The organism is Rhodococcus ruber, assembly GCF_027270735.1.
GTDB classification, from domain to species: Bacteria; Actinomycetota; Actinomycetes; order Mycobacteriales; family Mycobacteriaceae; genus Rhodococcoides; species Rhodococcoides rubrum_A.
This window is the reverse complement of the sequence record NZ_JAPWIJ010000001.1, coordinates 192,038-207,974: the sequence shown is the minus strand read 5'-3', so window position 1 is coordinate 207,974 and position 15,937 is coordinate 192,038. Positions and strand designations below refer to the sequence as shown.

General features: G+C 65.6%; 16 protein-coding genes. 4 read left to right on the top strand and 12 right to left on the bottom strand.

Going from position 1 to position 15,937, the window contains the following annotated elements; genetic code table 11:
• Nucleotides 1-19: 19 nt before the first annotated feature.
• Nucleotides 20-541, bottom strand: coding sequence for a hypothetical protein (locus tag O4220_RS00990; protein ID WP_269601690.1), 522 nt, complete (start codon nucleotides 539-541; stop codon nucleotides 20-22).
• Nucleotides 542-555: 14 nt separating this feature from the next.
• Nucleotides 556-1,206, bottom strand: coding sequence for a DUF6474 family protein (locus tag O4220_RS00985; protein WP_269601689.1), 651 nt, complete (start codon nucleotides 1,204-1,206; stop codon nucleotides 556-558).
• Nucleotides 1,207-1,383: 177 nt separating this feature from the next.
• Between O4220_RS00985 and O4220_RS00980 the strand changes: the two genes are divergently transcribed.
• Nucleotides 1,384-2,952 (top strand): TM0106 family RecB-like putative nuclease, encoded by a 1,569-nt coding sequence (locus tag O4220_RS00980; RefSeq protein ID WP_269602234.1) that lies wholly within the window; start codon nucleotides 1,384-1,386, stop codon nucleotides 2,950-2,952.
• A 39-nt stretch (nucleotides 2,953-2,991) separates the two neighbouring features.
• On the opposite strand, the gene O4220_RS00975 is transcribed toward O4220_RS00980, so the two are convergent.
• The 8 genes from O4220_RS00975 to O4220_RS00940 form a co-directional block, all read right to left on the bottom strand.
• The gene (locus O4220_RS00975) at nucleotides 2,992-3,759 is read right to left on the bottom strand and encodes an SDR family NAD(P)-dependent oxidoreductase (RefSeq protein ID WP_269601688.1); all 768 of its coding nucleotides are present in this window, start codon (nucleotides 3,757-3,759) and stop codon (nucleotides 2,992-2,994) included.
• 116 nt (nucleotides 3,760-3,875) lie between these two features.
• Nucleotides 3,876-4,715 (bottom strand): carbohydrate ABC transporter permease, encoded by an 840-nt coding sequence (locus O4220_RS00970; RefSeq protein ID WP_269601687.1) that lies wholly within the window; start codon nucleotides 4,713-4,715, stop codon nucleotides 3,876-3,878.
• Nucleotides 4,712-5,617, bottom strand: coding sequence for a carbohydrate ABC transporter permease (locus O4220_RS00965; protein WP_269601686.1), 906 nt, complete (start codon nucleotides 5,615-5,617; stop codon nucleotides 4,712-4,714). Before O4220_RS00965 ends, O4220_RS00970 begins: the two co-directional genes overlap by 4 nt.
• A complete protein-coding gene (locus tag O4220_RS00960) occupies nucleotides 5,614-6,909 on the bottom strand; it encodes an ABC transporter substrate-binding protein (protein WP_269601685.1) in 1,296 nt (431 codons plus the stop codon). The genes O4220_RS00965 and O4220_RS00960 overlap by 4 nt, the downstream gene beginning before the upstream one ends.
• Before the next feature lie 87 nt (nucleotides 6,910-6,996).
• Nucleotides 6,997-8,013, bottom strand: coding sequence for a hypothetical protein (locus O4220_RS00955; protein WP_269601684.1), 1,017 nt, complete (start codon nucleotides 8,011-8,013; stop codon nucleotides 6,997-6,999).
• Complete coding sequence (locus O4220_RS00950) at nucleotides 8,010-9,194, bottom strand: ATP-binding protein (RefSeq protein WP_269601683.1); 1,185 nt, start codon at nucleotides 9,192-9,194, stop codon at nucleotides 8,010-8,012. The genes O4220_RS00955 and O4220_RS00950 overlap by 4 nt, the downstream gene beginning before the upstream one ends.
• Nucleotides 9,195-9,226: 32 nt before the next feature.
• Entirely contained in the window at nucleotides 9,227-9,949 is a 723-nt protein-coding gene (locus O4220_RS00945) for a TMEM165/GDT1 family protein (protein ID WP_269601682.1), read from the bottom strand.
• A gap of 207 nt (nucleotides 9,950-10,156) precedes the next feature.
• A complete protein-coding gene (locus O4220_RS00940; protein ID WP_269601681.1) occupies nucleotides 10,157-10,684 on the bottom strand; it encodes a peptidase in 528 nt (175 codons plus the stop codon).
• Nucleotides 10,685-10,841: 157 nt separating this feature from the next.
• Here O4220_RS00940 and O4220_RS00935 point away from each other — a divergent pair, with 157 nt between their 5' ends.
• Both O4220_RS00935 and O4220_RS00930 read left to right on the top strand, forming a co-directional pair.
• Nucleotides 10,842-11,789: an ABC transporter substrate-binding protein gene (locus O4220_RS00935; RefSeq protein WP_269601680.1), complete on the top strand. Its 948-nt coding sequence runs from the start codon at nucleotides 10,842-10,844 to the stop codon at nucleotides 11,787-11,789.
• A 1-nt stretch (nucleotide 11,790) separates the two neighbouring features.
• Nucleotides 11,791-12,711, top strand: a complete 921-nt coding sequence (locus O4220_RS00930) for a sucrase ferredoxin (RefSeq protein ID WP_269601679.1) — start codon at nucleotides 11,791-11,793, stop codon at nucleotides 12,709-12,711.
• A 79-nt stretch (nucleotides 12,712-12,790) separates the two neighbouring features.
• On the opposite strand, the gene O4220_RS00925 is transcribed toward O4220_RS00930, so the two are convergent.
• Nucleotides 12,791-13,414, bottom strand: a complete 624-nt coding sequence (locus O4220_RS00925; RefSeq protein ID WP_032380929.1) for a superoxide dismutase — start codon at nucleotides 13,412-13,414, stop codon at nucleotides 12,791-12,793.
• Nucleotides 13,415-13,751: 337 nt separating this feature from the next.
• On the opposite strand from O4220_RS00925, the gene O4220_RS00920 reads away from it, so the two are divergent.
• Nucleotides 13,752-14,813, top strand: a complete 1,062-nt coding sequence (locus O4220_RS00920) for an acyltransferase family protein (RefSeq protein ID WP_269602233.1) — start codon at nucleotides 13,752-13,754, stop codon at nucleotides 14,811-14,813.
• A 97-nt stretch (nucleotides 14,814-14,910) separates the two neighbouring features.
• On the opposite strand, the gene O4220_RS00915 is transcribed toward O4220_RS00920, so the two are convergent.
• Nucleotides 14,911-15,846 (bottom strand): LLM class F420-dependent oxidoreductase, encoded by a 936-nt coding sequence (locus O4220_RS00915; RefSeq protein WP_269601678.1) that lies wholly within the window; start codon nucleotides 15,844-15,846, stop codon nucleotides 14,911-14,913.
• Nucleotides 15,847-15,937 lie beyond the last annotated feature (91 nt).

Genomic DNA, 15,937 nt, shown 5'->3' with positions numbered 1-15,937 from the left:
GTGCGGAAAGGGATGTCGGTCAGTACGCCGATATCGGGGGTCCGCGACGAGAAATGGCCCAGTCCAATGCGATGCCGTGGATCGACGGCAACGCAACGGACATGGACACGCGACCGACGGCGGAACCGTCGGGCAGGGGAGTGAGGAGCGCGAGTACCGCGCGGACGATGGACGTGATCGGGCCGTAGAGGCGTTCTGCGGCGGCGATCAGCAGCGCCGCGACCACCGACGCGGCCGCGTGGAAGGCAATCATCGCTGTGCTGGGGAGTAGCGAGTGGCTGTGCAGCATGCCGGGCATGTGGCGCAAGCTCAGTGCCATGTGGGCAAGAAGTTGGCCGCCCATCAAGGCCGGGAGCAGAACCGTCGACCGTCTCGGTACTGCCGTCATGGCCCCGACACCGATGCTGACGACGACCAGCAGGGCCAGGGCGGCACCGTCGGGCCAACCGCCGCCGGCCATGCCGTGCGCGGCCACAGCGAGCGCCGCGGTGACGATACCGACAGCTCCGCCGCGAAGCGGGGCGGCAGAGCAGTCGGTCATCTGTTGTGCAAAAGTCAGCGCACGCCGAGGCGGGCCAGCAGATCGGCTTCGATGCCGTCGAGCTCTGCGGAGATGGCCGCGTGGGCGGTCTTGCGGCGAGCGGGCGGCATCTGCTCCGACGCACGTACAGCGGTCGTCAGATCGTCCAGGCGCTCGCTGATGGCGGCCCCGAAACTCTTGGTCTCGGGATCGGAGTGGCGCGCACCGATGGTGCTCAGCGACTTCTCCGCCCCGGCGATGCGGGCACTGAGCTTGCCGCCGTGGCCGGTGTACTCACTGAGCTGATCCGGCGCGACACCCATCTGCTGCGCCTTGCGGCTGTCCAGCTGCCCCCGGACGACGGTGGCTGCGCGGTAGGCGATCGGAGCGAGCACCGGCAACAGCAGCCGAGCGATGCCGAGGTACTTACGGATCTGCGCCACGTTGAGCGTGCCCTGAGCGGCAGCCTTCTGCTGCGCCCGCAGAGCCGATACCTGCGCCTTCTCGACATTCTTCTGCGACTTCGCCTCCACTGCGCTGAGCTTGCTCTGCGCTTTGGCGATCGACTTCAGCTGCTTGCGCTCGTTCTTGGCGCCGAGCTTCGCTTCCAGAGTGGCCTTGTGCTTGAGAGCCTTGGCCTCTGCCTTGCGAGTGGCACGACCCTTACGCTTACGGAACAAACCCATCGACAAGGCTCCTGACATGTACTGCTCGGCGGAAACGGTGCGTTCGACACAGCCTAACGGGCGCTGATCTGTGCAGGCTGTCGGAGGGCTGACCTAGTGTCTTGGAGTGTGAACGGTCAACGAGGTGCCTCGGTGTCATCTCTCGAGCTGTCATCTCTCGAGCTGTCATCTCCCGTGCTGCTCGACGCCGGATCGTTGACGCGCTGCCGTCACCGGCTCTACCTCGATACCGCCTACGGATCGTTGCTGCGCGGCGAACCCGAGAATCCGGGCGTCCGCCAGCGCCGGGAAGCAGCGCAGGCGCACCGCGAGAACATCCGCACGCAGTTGGCTGTGGCAGATCCGATGGACTGGACCGAAATCGACGAGCTTACGGCGCGTGCCGCGGCCGATGCCACTGTGGCGGCCTGCCGGGCCGGAGTCGAGCGGATATGGAACGCGGTGCTGCCTCTCGAGCGCGATACCGGTCGGCGTGGCCGTAGCGAACTCCTGGTGCGCGACGCGGCGGGCGGATACATCCCGGTGATCGTCGTCAACCACAAGGTCACCGATCCGGGACGCGGCGCCCGAACCACACCGCTGACGCACTGGGCTCCGGCCGTCGACGAGACCCGGAAGGTGCGCAGTCAGTTGCGCGACCAGTTACGGCTCGCCCATCTGTACCGCATGCTGGCCCACGAGGGATTGGAACCGTCCTCACCCGTCGGGGGCGCAGTGGGCTATCGCGGCGAGTGCATGCTGGTTCACGATCTCACCACGGCCCTCGATGAATACGACACCCGCTTCGCCGATCGGCTCGCCGTCGCCCAGGGCAGTGCGTTCACCGTTCCCTCCCAGGTGAGCGAATGTCGTTCGTGTGCATGGTGGTTCGACTGCAAACCGCAGCTCGAAGCCGTTCGCGACGTCTCGCTGGTCGCGTCGGGTTCGCGGGCGGACGTGTTGCGCGCTGCGGGTGTGCGCACCATCGACGAGTTGGCGCTGTGGACCGGTCCGGCTCCCGAGGAGTGGCCGTTCGGAAACTTCGACGACGCGGTGTCCGCGGCGCTGGCCTGGCGAGCCGACGTGCCCCTGCTCCGGCGGTCCGAGACCGTCTCGGTGCACCGCGCCGACGTCGAGGTGGACGTCGACATGGAGAGCTACCAGGAACACGGTGCCTACCTGTGGGGCACGTTGCTCACCGAAGTGGGTGGCCCGCCGCCGACGTACCGGGGCTTCGTCACCTGGGATCCGCTACCTACGGTGGACGAGGGCCGCTCGTTCGCGGTGTTCTGGAACTGGTTGATGGACACCAGGGCCGATGCTGCTGCTCGCGGCAAAACCTTTGCGGCGTACTGCTATTCGCGTCAAGCCGAGGACAAGTGGTTGCTCGATTCGGCCCGCCGATTCGCCGACGTCCCCGGGGTGCCCACCGAGGCGGAGATTCGCCAATTCATCGACAGCGAGCAGTGGGTGGACGTCTATCAGGCCGTGAGCGATCAATTCATCTGCCCGAACGGCAAAGGCCTGAAGAAGATTGCACCGGTAGCGGGGTTCGCGTGGCGCGACGACGAGGCCGGCGGCGAGGCGTCGATGGGCTGGTACCGCGAGGCCGTCGGCTACGACGCGGATCCCGACCACACCCAGCGCGAGCGGCTGCTCGTCTACAACGAGGACGACGTGCTGGCAACAAAAGTGCTGCGCGAGTGGATGACCGACCGCGCCGAAAAGGAGATCCCGACCGTGGCGGACCTGCGCGCTCGCGCGTGACCCCGCCTGAAGAAGCGGGGCCACGCGGCGGCGAGAACCCTAGCGCGGAGCCATGCGGATTGCGCCGTCCATCCGGATGGTCTCGCCGTTGAGGTAGTCGTGCTCGGCGATCATCTGGACGAGCTGGGCGTACTCGCTGGGCTGAGCCAGTCGCGAGGGGAACGGCACCGACGCCTCGAGGCCCTGACGGTATTCCTCGGTGACGCCCGCGAGCATCGGAGTGTCGACGATGCCGGGGGCGATGGTGTTGACGCGGATGCCGACCTGGGCCAGGTCGCGGGCCGCGGTGATGGTCATCGCGTGCACGCCGCCCTTGGAGGCGGTGTAGGCGATCTGGCCGATCTGGCCCTCGAATGCGGCCACCGATGCGGTGTTGACGACGACGCCGCGCTGGCCTGCGTCGTCGACGGTGGACTGCGACTGCATCCGGTTCGCGGCCAGTCGCATCACGTTGAACGTGCCGAGCAGGTTGATGGTGATGACGGTGCGGAACAGCTCGAGGTCGTGCGGTCCCTTCTTGGACAGGATACGACCCGCCCAGCCCACGCCCGCGCAGTTGACGACGATGCGCAGCGGCACACCGGATTCGACGATGGTGTCCAGTGCGGCCTCCACCTCGGCTTCGCTGGTGACGTCCGCGGGCAGCAGAGTCACCCCTGCCGGGACGCTGTCTCCGGCGCGCTCGATGGACTGTGGCAGGTCGAGGCCGAACACGGTGACGCCTGCGGCGGCCAGACGTGCGGCCGTTGCGGCTCCGAGGCCGGACGCCCCACCGGTGACAAGTGCTGCTGTTCCTGAAATCTCCACGTCGTACGATCCCCTTCGCTCACGGTGGCGGGCCACGGCACAGGCTGCGACCTCGTAGTCGCTTGCACCATAACCGGCGGGGCACCTCACCCACCCTCAGGCGCCCTGAAGGGGACCTACTTGATCCCGCTGCGTGCGAATCCGGCGATGAAGTACTTCTGGAAGAACAGGAACAGCAGCGCCATCGGCACGACGTTGATCAGCGCGAACGCCATCGTGGCACCGTAATCGCTGTTCGCTTGGCCCTGCAGGTACAGCAGACCGATGGGCAGTGTGAACAGCTCGTTCTCCCGCAGCGCGATCAGCGGCCACGCGAAGTCGTTCCACGATTGCAGCAGGCTCATGAAGGCGAGGACGGCGATCAAGGGCCCCGACAAGGGCAGCACGACTCGTCGGAAGATCTGCCAGTGCCCGGCACCGTCCAGGCGTGCGGCCTCGAGCAGCTCACGCGGAATGCCGAGCATGAACTGGCGCGCGAGAAACAGCCCGAACGCCGAGGCCGAGCTCGGCAGGATCACCGCCCAGTACGTGCCGTACAGGCCGAGCCCCACGACGATGCGGAACAGCGCCACCATGATCACCTGCACGGGCAGCACCAAGGTGGCGAGCGCGATGAAGAACAACGGCGTGGAGAATCGGAACTTCAAGTGCGCGAACGCATATCCGGCGAGCAGACTCGTGACGACGGTGATGATCGTGACCACGACGGCAATGGCGATCGAGTTGCCGAGCCACGTCGCGACCGGGAAAGAATCGAACACGCGGGTGACGTTCTCCCACGTCACCCGGCGGGGCCACAATCGTAGCTCGCCCCCGCCCAGCAACTCGCCGCGAGTCGAGAACGCTACGGCGAGCATCCAATACAGCGGCGCTACGGTGATCAGGCCGATGACGGCGATGATCACTGTGCGCAGCACCAGTGCCCGGCGAGCGGACGCGTTTCTCGGCCCGCTCATTCGACCAGATCCTTCGTTCGGCTCGCGCGCCACTGAGCGGCGGCGAAGGTGAGGGCGAACAGGAACAGCACCATGCCGATCGACGCGGCGTAACCCTGATCGCGGGTGACGAATCCCGTCTCGTAGGCGTACGTGACCAGAACCGATGTCGCCCCGCCCGGTCCGCCGCCGGTGAGAACGAAGACCAGATCGAACACCTGGAACGAATAGATGACGTTGAGCACCAGCAGGAAGAACGAGGTGGGACCCAGCAGCGGCACCGTCACGTTGCGGAAGCGTTGAAATGCGTTCGCGCCGTCCAGCCGGGCTGCCTCGTACAGGTCGGGACCGAGGCCTTGGAGCCCGGCCAGATAGATCAGCATGTTCAACCCGGTGCGCCACCACACAGTGGCGATGACGATCGACGCGAAAGCCGGTCCGGGAGAGGACTGCCAGTCGATTGCAGGCAGCCCGAGGAAACCGATCAGATTGTTGAGCACGCCCGAGTTCTGGTCGAACACCAGAATGCCGATCAATCCGGTCGCCACACCCGAGACGGCCATCGGCAGGATCACCAGTGAGCGCCACAGCGGCCGCGCAGGTAACGCGGAATTGAGCAGTACCGCAGCGATCAGTCCGAACAGCATCGACAGCGGAGTGACCAACGCAGTGAACAGCAGGGTGTTGACCAGAGCCCGCCAGAACAGTGGATCCTCGACCAGGCGTGCGTAATTGGCTGCCCCGACGAACTCTCCTGCCCCGAATCCGTCCGTCTGCTGCAGGCTGACCACGAACGCGGCGACGAGAGGAACGAGCACGAAGACGGCCAACAGTGCGTAGCTGGAGGCCAGAAATCCTGCTGCCGCAAACGCTTCTCTGCGCGCACCTGCGCGCTTGGGTGTGCGGTTCGGAGTGGACGTCATGCGCCGGTGACCCCGGCGATTCCGCTCTGCAACGCAGCCACGGTGGCAGCGGCGTCCTGCGAGCCTGCAAACGCCAGATCGAGCTGTTCCTTGAGCACCGGAATGATTCCCGACATCGACGGCGATGCCACCTGAGCCGCATCCTGCGGCTGCACTGTGGTCGCCTGCGCCGCGAAGATCGGGGCCAGCTCCGACCGGATGTCGAACTCGAGGTCGGAGTTGAGCAGGTCGGTGCGTGTGGGCAGCAGCGACGCGGACTTGCAGAAGTTGCGCATCTGCTCCTGCTGGGTGACGAACTCGAGGAACGACGCGGCCAACTCCGGCTGCGAGGTCTGCGACGTCGCGACGAGTGCGTTGCCGCCGAAGTCGCCGCCGCCCCGGCGATCTCGCGGTGCGAAGGTGGCCGTCCAATCGAAACTGGCCGTGGCATCGGCGTCGGGCAATTGGAACGCACCGGACCACACCATCGCCACCGATTGCGAGAACCAGGCCTCGCTGGCGTAGCTCGACGACGCGATGGTGTTGTTGGCCGGCACGTAGCCCTTCGAGAAGAAGGACGCCGAGTATTCGACGGCACGACGAGCCTCGTCGGAGTCGATCAGCGGAGTCTTCTGGTCCTCGGCCAGGAAGGACCCACCGGCCTGGAACAGCAGACTCAACCAGCGAGTGACTCCGTTGCCCTGCCAGTTGTAGGCCCACGGATACTTGTCGGCGGGCAGCGAGGAACGCAGTCGATCGCCGATCGACGCCAACTCGTCCCACGTCCAGGCGTCGTCCAGGGTTGTCGGAACGGAGTCGATACCGGCCTGGGACAACAGGTTTCGGTTCACCAGAATTGCCGAGGTGTCGGTGTGGTGCGGCAGGCCGTAGGGGATTCCGCCGTTCTGCACCGCGGCCCACGCCGTCGGCGTGAACTGATCCCGCGTGTCCGACGCCAACAGCGGCGACAGATCCAGCAGTTGGCCTCGGCCGGCGTATGCGCCGAACGTGTAATACGGAACGCGGAAGATATCGGGTGGGTTGCCTGCCTGCAGCTGGGCGTCGATGTTGGTGAACATCTGCTCGTACGGCACCGCGTTGAGGGTGATCGTCGACCCGGGATTGGCGGCCTCGAACGCGCTGATCGAGGCTCGGAAGCCGGCCAACTCGGCGTCGGTGCCCCATGTGGTGAAGGTCAGCGTGCCCTCGGCCTGCTGCGACGGGCCGGACTTGACGAAGCCGCACCCCGCCAACAGCAGCGGCACGGCGGCGGCACCGGATCCGATCAGGAACGATCGACGATCGAGAGGCATGGCGGGGCTCCATTCACCGGCAGCAGCTGTACAGACCTACTGGTCCGCCGCAGGGTAACCACGACGGTCTCGGCCCAAACCCGGAGTTCAGCTGCTGATTCGACCGGTGTCGTCGTACTCGATTCGCTGTGCGCTGTCGCCGAGGTCGTCGAGCAGAACGGTGGCTGCGACCGGGCGTCCTGGAGGCAGGAGCCGGACCGTCACGGACCCGGTGTCGGCACCGTCCAGGCGGTTCGACGCGGCGGCCACGATGCGGTCCCGGGCGTCGTCGTTCAGCGCGGCCGGGGCTCGGTCGTCGAGCATTGTCACCTCGACCCCCCGGGCCCGGGCGGATCTCGCGGCGCGAGCGAGGTCCGGTCGCACCAGACCGCGGGCGCGCAGGGAGTCGCGGAGCTCGGCCTCGAGCAATACGCACGCGAGTACTTCCTCTTCGGTGAGGTCTGGACCGTCGGCTATGCGCTGAAGCAGCGGACGGGCCAGTGCGTCGAGGCTGGCCAGGCGTGCGTCTCGTTCCTCGAGGACGGCGGCTGCGGCGGCCTGGGAAGCGATGCGCACGGTGGACTGCTCGCGCAGCTCGAAGATGGCTGCGGCCAAGGGTCGGATGGTGAAGGCGAAGAATGTCGACATCAACAGCGGCGCGACGTTGATGGCGCTGAACGACAGCCCGTACACCGCACCCTGACCCGTCGAGGCCGCCCACCCGATGGCGACGGACATGCTGAGCGCCAGTCCGACCCACGCCGCCAGTGTGCGGCCGCGGACGCACATGAAGGTGTAGATCACCACGGACATCCCCAGCGGCCAGGTCTGCAGGCTGCCCGTCAGTGGCACCGGCAGCACCGTGAAGACGAACGCACCCGCCACCGGACCCGACGCGGTCAGCAGGGCGGTGGACCGCGCGCTCAGCGGATCGCCCGGAGCGCCGAGCAACAAGACGACGGCTCCGGTGAACACGAGAACTGCCGCGTACGGTGGCAACACCGAGGACACGCCGTCCAGCGTCGCGGTCGCACAGACCGCGCACGCGAGAACGAAGAAGGCGGCGACGGCATAGGCGGCCGTCGACTTCATCGACAGCAGGTCGCGGATGTCCTGACCGTTCATCGTGTCCACCTCAGTCGGACGGTGGTGCCGGCGGCGGAGGAGTCGATATCGGCCGATCCGCCGTCGAGCTGACGCATCCTGCCTTCGATACTGACGGCGACACCGAGTCGGTGCGGCGGCACCGAGCGTCGATCGAAGCCGATACCGTCGTCCTGTACGAGAACCTGCAGGGTCGACGGGCCCAGCCGGGCGGTGACCGATCGGTTCGACGCCTGTGCGTGAATCCGGCTGTTGCGCAGTGCTTCTGCGAGAGCTGCAGCGACGGCTCGGACGACCTCGGCCGGGTAGTCCTCCGATCGTTCGAGCTCTCCCATGTGCACGGTGAATTCGATCGACTCGTCGACTGTCGTTGCGGCGGAACGAAACTGAGCCAGAGCCTCGTCCGCGGAGAAGCTGTGGGCGACGGTACCGGTGGTCAGATCGTCCAGATGGGCGAGCGCCGAGCGGGCTTGGCGCGCCAGGCTCGGGGTGCGGCCATGGCGCGCGACGGCGAGCAACGAGGACATGACCTCGTCGTGGATCAACGCGTCGAACCGCTCACGCTCGACCTCTCGCGCGGAGGCGGCCGCTGCTCTTGCTGCGTCGTCGTGCGATACGGAGATGGTGGCGTCGAGAATGCGTCCGGTGCGTACCGCGGCGAGTGTGGCGGCCACGAACACCGTGCAGAACATCATCGCGAAGAAGATCTCCGCGATGATGTTGCTGCGGGGAAACGGCTCTCGCAGAGCCTGATTGGTGAGCTGCACGAGAACGACACTGACGGTCATGTGGGCGAACGCCGGGACGGGACGCCACACCGTCGCAGCGGCGAGCGCGGCAAGGCCGGGGAACACTGCGAGAAATGTCCCGGTCTGGTCGAAGCTGGTGCCGTCCCAGACCCCCCACCACAGCAGGGCCATGATCGGGAATGCCGTCGCGGCAACCGAACCGGCGATCCTGATGGCAGTGCTGCTCGGATGGAAGGTGGAGGCCCCGAATGCGATCCCGCTGCCGAACACGACCACCACGGTGACCGGGGTCCACCAACCGGGAACTACCTCACTACTGCGCCCGATGTCGGGAATCAACAGCAGCAGATAGATGAGATAGCCGGTACCGACGAAACGGCCGAAAATTCTGATCAGTCGATCCGTGGAACGGTGCGCCGCGTCGGCACCGGCCACCTGCTGCTCGTCGTTCATTCACCCCTCCGATGGAGGAGTGTAAACCAAGGTCAGGCGTCTTCGGTGGTGGTCCGCGGCTCGATCTCGTGCGACCCGCCGGAGCCGGAGGGCTTGGTGCGGGACGCCTTGGCGCGAAGCACCGCGACGATGATCGCGGAGATCGCAACGACCACTCCTGCCGCGATGTACGGCGCGGACGTCCCCGGCATCAGGCCCTCGAAGAACAGTACGGCACCGAAGACGAAGAACAGGATTGCTGCGCCGTACTGAATCATGCGCTCCGGCAGGTGCTTTCCGAGAACCGCACCGACCACGATGGCAAGCGCATCGGCCGCGACCATGCCGATCGTCGAGCCGATCCAAACGCCGACCCAGTCGTTGTCGGCAGCGAGAGTGACGGTCGCCAGCATCGTCTTGTCTCCCAGCTCGGCGAGGAAGAACGCCGACGCGATCGCCAGGAAGGCAGACTTGGTGACGCGAGAGGCCTTCGCGCCTTCGTCGTCGGACAACGAATCGCCGCGCAACGTCCAGAGTCCGAAGATGACGAACGCGATGCCGCCGACGATCGATATCGCCTCGGTGGGGATCGACACGCCGAGGAAGTGGCCGACCGCGACGGACACGAGGTGCACGATAGTGGTGGCTACCGTGATACCGCCGATGACGACGTACCACTTGTAGCGCAGAGCGAATGTCATGGCCATGAGCTGGGATTTGTCACCCAACTCGGCCACGAAAATGACAGCGAAACTCAGCAACAATGCGGACAGCACAGCAGACTCCTCGGTCGTCGAACGGACCGAAGGTCTCGCCCACCGGAAGTACCGGTTCAGGTGCCGGGTCGCAATCTCACGACCAGTATGTCGACACGTTGATTGGGGGCTACTCCCCTTCGCTGCAGACGACTCTAAGTGCCGTTTCGCGAATTGTCCAATGCGCCAATAAGTTTGGGCACCCGAAAAATCGTGTGCGGGGAGCGGTCAGGAGGCGAGGAGCATGGCCAAAACTGCGGTGTCGGGATCGCTGATGGGATCGAGGCCGACCCGACTGACCATCGACGTCACGGTGCCGTCGGATTCCGCCTCCACCCACGCAGCCCGGTGATCGAGGCCGAGATGCGGAAGACCCGGCAGCAGAACGCAACCGGACGCAGCGCCCGCGCACTCGGGCAGTGAGGGCGTCGTCTCCGACGGTGGATGCAGCATCAGCAATGCGGCCGGCTGATGGGCCGCAAACCGTCCGGGAGCCAACGCGAAATCGCCGATCACGGGTCCCTCGGCCACCACCAGGCCGACCGTCCCCGGCTCTGGGTCCTCGGGCAACTCCTCTCGCACCCCGAACACCGTCGACGTCGCCAACAGACCCGGCATCGACGCAACCCGAACGGCCAGCGCCAGAAACTGGGCCCATTCCTTGGTGGTGTCCGGCCAACGGCCGGAGATCACGAATCCGCGCAGTAGACCGGCGGCGTGAAAAGGCGAGACACCGATGAGATTTCGATCGTCCATTGCGCATCCCTCCCAGACAGGTACGAGGCAGAAGCCGGGTACACGACGTTGGGTAAAGAGAAGAATGACCCGAAAATGGCTGGCACACAAGATGGGGAGAGTGCCAGCCCACAACGTAGCCGGCCCACGGCGGATCGGTAGCCGATACGCTGCTGCGGTGAAAAACAGAGGAACCGCCCGGCGCACCGTTGTCTCCCTGCTGTTCGTTGCGCTACTGATCGGTGTGACCGCGTGCAGTCGGTCGGCATCGAGCACCGAAGAGACCGGCGGCGAGGTGCGCACGGTGCAGCACGCTTTCGGAGAGACGAGTGTGCCCGTCGATCCGCAACGTGTTGCCGTGCTCGACGGCGACCGCACTCTCGAAGCTGTCGTTGCTGTGGGAATCGAGCCCGTCGCAGCGGTGAAGCCGCCGCTGACCGGTGATTACGCACCCGTCGTCCGAGCCCGGCTGGCTGCCGAACCGATCGACATCGGGTCCGCTGACGCCGAGGTCGATATCGAGGCCCTGACGGCCGCCGCACCGGACCTGATCGTGATGCGCACGACGGGGGAGGAGAACCGAGCGCTGTACGACCAGGTCGCCCCGATCGCGCCGACCGTCGTCGTGGAGTACACCCCGGCCTCGTGGCAGAACACTCTGCAGCAGGTGGGGGACATCTTCGACCGGCGGGAGAGCGCCGACGGCTTGTTAGCCGATTATCGCCGAGCGGTCGACGAATCCGCGGCGCGCGCACGTGACGAGAACAGCACGTTGACCGTCGCGCGCGTGCGAGCCGACTCGTTGCGATACATGACCCAGGACGGATCGTTCCCGTACTCGGTTCTGGCCGATTTGGGCTACCGTGCCCCCTCTCAGCAGGATCGCGGTTCGGACGCGGTGCAGACCGTCGACGTCAGTCCGGAATTGATCGACGTGCTGGCCGCCGACGACATCCTTCTGCTGACCGACGCCGGGACGGAGGACGCCGTGGCACAACTACGCCAGAACCCGCTCTTCACCGGTCTCGGAGCTCGGGTGATCGAGCTGCCGTCGAAGGATTTTCTTTTCGGCAATGTGCTGACCGCCCGTGCTCTGATCGACACCGCGTCCGAGATCGGGGGCTGACGTGCCGGCATCCGAACGCTGGGTGGGCTGCGCTGCGGTGGCGCGCGCAAGCAACGAGTCGCTCCGCGGAACAGCAGCGAGGGCCGAAGGCTGGGTATTGATCGAACATCGAGGCCCGTGGGGTCGCGAACCGTGGGGTCCGGACGGGCCGCTGGATCGAATCGGCGCCGAACTCTCGCGGCGCTGCAAGGCCGTGGGGGTGCGCCCTCAACTGGTGCGAGAAACTCACAGCGGGCGTGCACCCATCGACTCGCGACGGGTGTTTCTGGTTCATTCGGGCCGCCGTGGTCCTTGGCTGGAGCAATACACGATCGACACTCTCGAGCAGGTACTCGACCTACCGCTGGAAGCCGCCGCCGCAGGCATCCCACCCGGCACCGGGACCCGCGTCGACCAGCCGCTGTACCTCGTCTGTACGCACGGCAAGAAGGATCCGTGCTGCGCGGTGCTCGGTCGGCCGGTGGCGGCTGCCCTGAATCGACCGAATGGGCGGGTATGGGAATCGACGCACCTGGGCGGGGACCGATACGCAGCTGGAATGGTGGCTTTGCCGGACGGCAGCTACTACGGCAACCTCGACCCGGCGAACGCGCAAGCCGTGGTGGACAGCCATGACCGTGGGCAGCTCACCCTGTGCAACTACCGGGGCCGGTGCACCGATGACACGACCGCTCAGATCGCCGAACACGCAGTACGAACCGAATACGGCCTCACCGGAATCGACGACGTCCACCCGACCGAGATCACCTCGTCCAGCGGCGGGGCCGATGTCGTGGTGGTGACAGCGTCGGGACCGGTGCAGGTACACGTGACGCCCGATCCCGAGACCCCGCGCAGGACGACCTGCCGCTCCGAAGCCTTCGCGACGCCCGACCACGGCGTCACGTCGATTCGGTCGGTGCCCGCAGTCGGGAGGGCCTGACTCTTCGAACGAGACAGGGCCACCGCAACGGATGCGGTGGCCCTGTCTGCGATTGCGCGACTTACGGCAATCTCGACACTTACGGGAAGATCAGACCCGGGGTCTTCGAGGTGGCGGCCTCGAAACGAGCCTGGACGTCGGCCCAGTTGACGACGTTCCAGAACGCCTTCACGTAGTCGGCCTTGACGTTCTTGTACTGCAGGTAGAAGGCGTGCTCCCACATGTCGACCTGGAGCAGCGGGATGATGCCGAGCGGCACGTTGGCCTGCTGATCGTAGAGCTGGAAGGTGAGGAGCTTCTTGCCCAGCGAGTCGTAACCCAGCACTGCCCAGCCGGAGCCCTGCAGGCCGTTGGCGGCAGCGGTGAACTGTGCGCGGAACTTGTCGAACGAACCGAACTGGTCGTCGATCGCGGCACCGAGCTCACCCTCGGGCTTGTCGCCACCGTTGGGCGAGAGGTTCTTCCACCAGATGGAGTGGTTGACGTGGCCACCGAGGTGGAACGCGAGGTTCTTCTCGTGCAGGAAGATGGCTGCGTGATCGTCGTTCTCGCGTGCTGCGGCGAGCTTCTCGAGGGCGGTGTTCGCGCCTGCCACGTAGGTGGCGTGATGCTTGGAGTGGTGAAGCTCGTTGATCTCGCCCGAGATGTGCGGCTCGAGGGCGGAGTAATCGAAATCAAGGTCGGGCAAGGTGTACTCGGACACGTGGTTCCCTTCTCTAACGACGCCGTACCCATCGCGTGATGCGGGCACGTTCGTCCTACTGCGGATCTTTCGTAGGGTTCAACCCAATCTCATTCCTACCCCTTGTGCAACCGTTGTAACCGAGATGCTTTTCTCGGAATAAATTCACGTGAACAAGACAGTGGAATTCGCGGCTGCGAATTCGCTCCGAATATCACGAAACAGTTGCGGAGCGGGTCTGGATTGGTCCTGAAGTTGAACGGAACCTAAACTCGCGGGTGTGGAAGGGGACCGACCGAGCCGAAATACGGTCGAGGACTCCGCCGTCGTGGAGTCGGTTACCGCGCCCCGAGTTCAGATGAACGGTGCCGATCTCCTTCGCGTCATCGCCGTTTTCGCAGTCCTGTACTCACATATTTCGTTCTATCTGATCGACGACATCGGCGGTGGCTGGTGGGTGATCGATGTCGTCAACTCGGTCCTCATCGAGGACGTGGGACTGAACCTGCACCTGTCCTTCGTCGGCGTCAGCATGTTCATGCTGCTCACCGGCCTGCTGATCACCCGATCGGCGATACGGCACTCGCGCCGGGACTTCATGGTCGCGCGTCTCGCCCGCTTGGTCCCTGCGCTCTGGTTCGCCGTCGCACTGGCCATCATCCTCGTCAAGCTCGGCCTCAACGGGATGTTCAGCGGTCAACCCGGAATCACCAACGGCGAAGCCGTGCTCAGCTTTTTCCTCGGCGGCTTCTTTCTCCGACCCGAGGTCGCCGTTCTCGGCGTCACCTGGACGCTCGTCGTACAAATCGTGTTCTACCTCTACTGCGTTGCCATGCGCGGGCCGCTGCGTACCCGGCCCATCGTGGTGCCGCTGGTCGGAGCCGCATTGTGCGCTGTGGTCATCGCCTACAACCTCTACCTGCCGCAGCCCTACACAATCCCGTTCCTGACGAAGGTCGCGGGCGTACTGCCGACCCTGTTCCTCGGCCAGATCATCTATCTCGGCTGGGCGAAACTGGTCGGCTGGCGATGGGTGGTTCTCGGTGTCATCGTGCAGATCGAAGTCATCCGACTCGCCATCGACGTCCACACCTTCTGGATGGGCGACACCTACCTGTGGACCCTGCTGGTCGTCACCGGAACCGTCCTGATCCTGGCCCGATACGACGGACCCGCCACCCGCTGGCCCGTCGTCCACTGGATCGGCACGCGTAGCTACGCGATCTATCTGATCCACACCCTCGTGCTCTACCGCATCTACGCCACCGTCGAACCGCACCTGGGCCCCAGCGCCGCCGTGCTGGCCTTCCTCGCCGGCACGGCGGTACTCGCCGAAATCATGTACCGCTGGATCGAACTGCCCGCGGCACGTCGCATCAGCGCGACCTACGCACAGCTACGCGCTCGATCTGCCGCCTGACCCGAGGCCTCCCTGGGTACTCGATGTGACATTCGGTGGCCTTTTCGGGGGTCAATGTCACGTTGAGTGGACTCGGGCGGGCGGGATCTGGTGGACGTCAGAGTTGCGGGAGAACCTCGGATGCGACGAGTTCGAGGTGATCGAGATCGGTGAGATCCATGGTCTGCAAGTACACCCGGGTGGCTCCGACGGCTCCGAAGCTGCCGATCTTGTCCACCAGTTCGGCGGGGCTTCCTGCGGCACCGTTCTCGCGTAACTCCGATACCTCACGGCCGATGGCGGCGGCGCGTCGGGCGATGTCTTCTTCGGTGCGGCCGCAGCACAGGACGAGGGCATTGGAGTAGACGAGGGAGTCCGGATCGCGGTCGGCGGCAGTGCAGGCAGCGCGGACGCGACCGAACTGAGTCTCGGTGTCGGCCAGCGAGGCGAAGGGGATGTTGAACTCGTCGGCATACTTCGCGGCCAGTGCCGGAGTGCGCCTCTTTCCGCCGCCGCCGATGACAATGGGCGGGTGCGGGGTCTGCACCGGCTTCGGGAGCGCGGGGGAGCCCGTGACGGGGTAGTGCGCGCCGTCGTAGGAGAACGTGTCGCCGACGGGGGTGTCCCAGAGTCCGGTGATGACGGCGAGTTGCTCTTCGAGGCGGTCGAAACGCTCACCGAGCGGCGGGAACGGGATGCCGTAGGCCTTGTGCTCGTCCTCGAACCAGCCGGCACCGAGTCCGAGGTCGACGCGGCCGCCGCTCATGGCGTCCACCTGGGCGACGCTGATGGCAAGTGGCCCCGGGTAGCGAAAGGTGGCCGAGGTGACCAGTGTGCCGAGCCGAATGGTCGACGTCTCGCGCGCCAGGCCGGCCAGCGTGATCCAGGCGTCGGTGGGTCCGGGACCGCCGTCGCCGCTCATCGCGAGGTAATGGTCGGATCGGAAGAATGCTCCGTAGCCGAATTCCTCGGCTGCCTTCGCCACGCGGAGGAGGTCGTCGTATGTGGCACCTTGTTGCGGTTCGGTGAAGATGCGCAGTTCTACAGAAGTCATGTTCGCCAGCCTAAACAGCGAATCCACAGGACCGCAGACGGTCGCTGTGTCAAATCACCATCGATCCACAACCTGCGTTGGTATTCGATAC

Bases quoted from the DNA above. Each gene is read 5' to 3' on its own strand.
- O4220_RS00940 (WP_269601681.1), bottom strand. From the start codon at position 10,684: ATGGACGATCGAAATCTCATCGGTGTCTCGCCTTTTCACGCCGCCGGT.
- O4220_RS00915 (WP_269601678.1), bottom strand. From the start codon at position 15,846: ATGACTTCTGTAGAACTGCGCATCTTCACCGAACCGCAACAAGGTGCC.
- O4220_RS00950 (WP_269601683.1), bottom strand. From the start codon at position 9,194: ATGAACGACGAGCAGCAGGTGGCCGGTGCCGACGCGGCGCACCGTTCC.
- O4220_RS00990 (WP_269601690.1), bottom strand. From the start codon at position 541: ATGACCGACTGCTCTGCCGCCCCGCTTCGCGGCGGAGCTGTCGGTATC.
- O4220_RS00960 (WP_269601685.1), bottom strand. From the start codon at position 6,909: ATGCCTCTCGATCGTCGATCGTTCCTGATCGGATCCGGTGCCGCCGCC.
- O4220_RS00955 (WP_269601684.1), bottom strand. From the start codon at position 8,013: ATGAACGGTCAGGACATCCGCGACCTGCTGTCGATGAAGTCGACGGCC.
- O4220_RS00970 (WP_269601687.1), bottom strand. From the start codon at position 4,715: ATGAGCGGGCCGAGAAACGCGTCCGCTCGCCGGGCACTGGTGCTGCGC.
- O4220_RS00965 (WP_269601686.1), bottom strand. From the start codon at position 5,617: ATGACGTCCACTCCGAACCGCACACCCAAGCGCGCAGGTGCGCGCAGA.
- O4220_RS00985 (WP_269601689.1), bottom strand. From the start codon at position 1,206: ATGGGTTTGTTCCGTAAGCGTAAGGGTCGTGCCACTCGCAAGGCAGAG.
- O4220_RS00920 (WP_269602233.1), top strand. From the start codon at position 13,752: ATGAACGGTGCCGATCTCCTTCGCGTCATCGCCGTTTTCGCAGTCCTG.